Annotated in this window: 1 protein-coding gene; it reads right to left on the bottom strand. The window is 72.7% G+C overall.

The window, feature by feature from the left end; genetic code table 11:
- Positions 1-3985, bottom strand: a 3985-nt coding sequence (locus tag BH719_RS09540) for a hypothetical protein (RefSeq protein ID WP_009743252.1), incomplete at both ends; no start/stop codon positions are given.

Genomic DNA, 3985 nt, shown 5'->3' with positions numbered 1-3985 from the left:
CCACAGCCCCGTACACACCCGACAGGATGTCGAGGCGCCAGCCGAGGTCGTGGCGCACGCCCCAGGGCAGGTCGAGCGCCCGCTCCCTCTCGGTGCGCCAGTCGTGGACGTGGCGCGGATCCCAGGTGACCAGTTGCCCGTCCTCTGCGGGCTCGATGCTCCATGGCTCCCGCGCGGAGGAGTGCCGGGTCGCGGCGGCCTTGCTCTCCGCCGCCGTGAGAGTGGCGCAGAACTGAGACCACCGGTTGTCGAATTCACATCGGAAGTCGCTGACCTTCCAGACCACGGGGGTGGTTGCGCAGGCGCACTTCATCGCCTCGTAGGCCTCCGCCAGCCACCCGGCCAGGGGGTCGTCCCGGTGGGCCAGCGCCGCCGCCCACAACCAGATGTCGAGACTGGAGGACGTGGGTTCGGAGCCGAGGGCGATGAGGGCACGCTCCCCGTAGGGGACCCCCGTCCTGTCGGCTGCGGCCAGGACTCCGCCGGGCAGGCGGTAGGAGCCGTCGTCCTCGCGGCGCCACGCCTCGACCACCGCGTCGACGTCGGCCCCCTCGCGCACGAAGCGGACGGGGTCGTGGGCGGCTGCTCCCGCCAGGCGCAGTAGTAGATCCTCTCCGAGGGAGGCCAGGAACGCCATCGCCGCTTCCGCCTCCTTCACTGTGACGCCCAGGAGCTCGCGCAGGTCCGGGTCCAGGCGCCGGGCTTTCCTCGGATTCGGCAGGGGCAGCCCCGCCAGGAAGACGGCGGCCGCGGGGCGCTCCCATCCGGTGCCCTCCGCCAGGCGCGACGCGGCCTCCGGGTCCCACGGCGGCGCCCCGTCGGACAGGAGCGCTTTGAACGCCTCGACGATCCGGCCCCCCTCCACTCCGGGCGCGCGGGAGAGGACGCGGGTGGGCCAGCCGTTGAGCCGCTTCGGCGCCGTCCCCGAGGGGGAGTAGAAGACGTCGACGTGAGTCCTCCCGGAATCGGCCCACATGGTGTCGAGTCTGACGGCGGGTTTCCCGTGGGGGCCGATGACGCGGTCCGACTCGTCGCGGGGGCGCTGCGCGGCGGTGAAGAGGCAGCCCGTCGGGGAGTACAGCCCGCAGTCGACCAGGTCGCCGAAAGCCGCCGCCGATGCTCCGACGGAGGACTCGGAGGCGCCCGGGCGCGCCGCGCAGAAGAGGAAGGCGGTGGGATCGGCCAGGAGGACGCGCAGGGAGTCCTGGCCGCTTCCGGCGCGGTCCTGCTCTCCCGCCAGGCACTTGGCCAGTCCCGCGATGACCGAGCGACGCGTCGTGATCGAGGAGTGCGCGAGATCCGTGGCCAAACCCGGCATCCATGCGAGCGCGTCGCACGAGGCCTCCCAGTGGGGGAAAGTCCGTTGGGTCCGGGGATCGGAGAGCGCGCGGCGGCCCTCCTCGAGTGCGGCCCGGGCCTCCGCGACGATCCGCTTGACCGCTTCGGCGGCCCAGACGACCGAGTCGACCAGGACGGGATCCTGCGAGCCCAGCAGCTCGCTCGCTGCCCTGCGCGCCCGCTTGGTGAGGACCTTCGCAGCGTCCCGCAGGGCGCCCGCGCGCGTCCTCGCCCACGACGGCTCGGACGGCTCCACCAGGGGGACCGCTTCGACGAGCGCGCGGACCCGTTCCGTGGTGGCGCCGCGCAGGCGCCGACTCGCCTCCTCGTCGCGAACGCGGAAATGGTGCCAGGCGGCGCGGGGGACCGAGTGGAAGGGGTGGGTGCCCCCGACCTCGTCCGCCGTGTCCATCAGCGGCATCCTGTCGGCCTCCCGCAGGAGCCGGGTGCAGTCCGTTCCGGTGAGCAGCCAGTGCCCCCCGCCGGGCCTTTCCATGCGCGCCCATACCCCTTGCGGCTTCCTCGTCTCAACCGCCTCGCCCGAGGCGCCCACGTGGAGGAAGGCGCCATGGCGCTCCAGCAGGACGCCCACATGGCGGCCGGCGCTGGTGGAGCAGTGGGAATCCCGTGTCGTGTCAGTGGTGGGGCACCACATGACGCCGTCGGGGCGCAGCTCCCATCCCTCCGCCAGGTAGGGTGCGATCAGGGCCATGAGGGCGTCCGGCAGCGGGGCGTCGGCGAGCGCGCCCGATCCGGGGTCGATCCCGCGCAGGCGCCCGCCGCGCACGCACCAGTACCGGTCGCCGTCGCGCAGGACGGGGCCGCGCTTGGGGAAGGGGTTCGTCGTGTCGTACGGCCGGATCAACCGGTCGCCGACGAGGCGGCCGCCGGGCACGGGCAGCGTCGTGGTCTCCATCTGCCGGCTGTGGATCCGGTAGTGCTTCGTGGACGAGGCGGCGGAGGGGCCGTCGACCCACGCGATGGTGACGTTGTCGGCGATGTCGGATGTGGCGCACATGGTCTGTGATCCGACGAGCACGTAGTCCTCGTGGAACACCCGGGTTCCCTGCGGGGGCACCGGGTGCGCCTCCGCCACGCGGCGCCCCCCGTCGACCCAGACGACGCGCCCGTTGGAGGACACTCCGACGGCGGGGAAGGACTCGTGGAAGCGGACATCGGGACCGAGTTCTGCGATCGCCTCCTCCAGGGCGGGCCACGTGTACTCGGTGACGAGGCCGTCGCGCAGGTGGTCCGCGAGGAGCGCGGCCTCGTCCAAGTGCCCCATGAGCGCCTCGAACTGCGGCCTGAACGAGGGGGCGCTGAAGGGGGAGAACAAGGGTTTGAGGCGCCTGGCCTCCGCTTCGATCCTCGCGGGGCTGGGGTGGGGTCCCAGGTGGGGCTCCGCGACGGCGCTGAGCATCGCGCGGGTTCCGGCGTGGGACAGGAACAGGTCGAGGCGCGCCGCCCCCTCCCGGAGGAGGGACTTCTCGACGAGGCGCACGTACTCGCTGCGCGCCAGCGCGGTCAGGTCGATGCGCTTCGGATTCTTCGCCCACGGCCCCAAGTCGAGGTCCGGGTCCGGTTCGTCGGCGAACTGTGTATAGCGCGGGCGGAAGAAAACGCGGGCCCCGGCGTCGGCCAGGGCGTCGATGAACTCGGGCTCGATCTGCGAGTCGTTCCGCAGCGCCACGGTGGCGCCCTCCAGGCGCGGCATGCGCCGCACCAGGCGGCACAGCGCGGGCGAGAAGACCATCCTCCCGGAGAAGAAGTGGTTGTCCCTCTGCTCCTCGATGACCTCCGCGTAGTCCTCGACCCACGCGCGGCAGTCGGCGTCCCCGCCCAGCAGGTAGTCCGTGACGCCCAGCGAGTCCAGGACCGCGACCCACCTGTCGGGCTGGATGCTCTTGGGGAACGTCCGCGCCAGCGTCCGCCTGGCCCCGGGATCCTGTTCGACGAGGGCTTTGAGCGCCCCTGAGAATGCCCGCCAGAACGCCAGGGGCGCTTTCGACATGATGGGGGAGGACAGGATCTGGCGCAGCAGGCGCAGCTCCGTGTCGATGGGGTCGGCCCCTGCGGCCTCCGACAGCTGGCGCAGGTCGCCCCCCAGGTCCGCGTAGGGCGGCAGGCCGCCGCGCACGCGCTCAACGGTGAGCTCGAAGAAGTCCTCCAGGGCGCGCTCGGCGCCGCGGCTGGCCAGCAGGCGCGAGCACTCGGCGCTCAGCTCCGCCACGGAGACGATGCCCGCCAGGGAGAACTCGAGGAACACCTGGTGCCTGTGGTCCTCGTCGATGGGCAGGGCGTGGGCCTCCTCGGCCTCGCGGGCGCTCTTCCAGTACGCGAGCGCTTGGACGCGGTCGCTGAGGCCGACGTAGATCCGGGCGGCCTCCTCGTAGAACGCCGGGAGGAAATGGGGCGCCGAGGACGCCAGCGTGGACGCGAGGCCGCGGAGGTCCCAGTGCACCGACCTGTCCGGCGAGGCAGCGGCCGTTCTGGCGGCCTTCCTCAGCCCCGGGACCACGGAGACGGCGATGCGCGCGTTGGCGGGGTCGGTGAGGATGGGCCATTCGGGGAAGCCGGTCGTTCTGGTGCGGGTGTGGCCGATGGGCGCGGGGTCGCCGGCGCGGGCGAAGCCCAGGGAGGCCAGGGC

The sequence above is a fragment of the Pauljensenia hongkongensis genome (assembly GCF_001746855.1).
GTDB lineage: Bacteria > Actinomycetota > Actinomycetes > Actinomycetales > Actinomycetaceae > Pauljensenia > Pauljensenia hongkongensis.
Note: the sequence above shows the minus strand (reverse complement) of the source record. Positions and strands in the feature narration are given on the sequence as shown.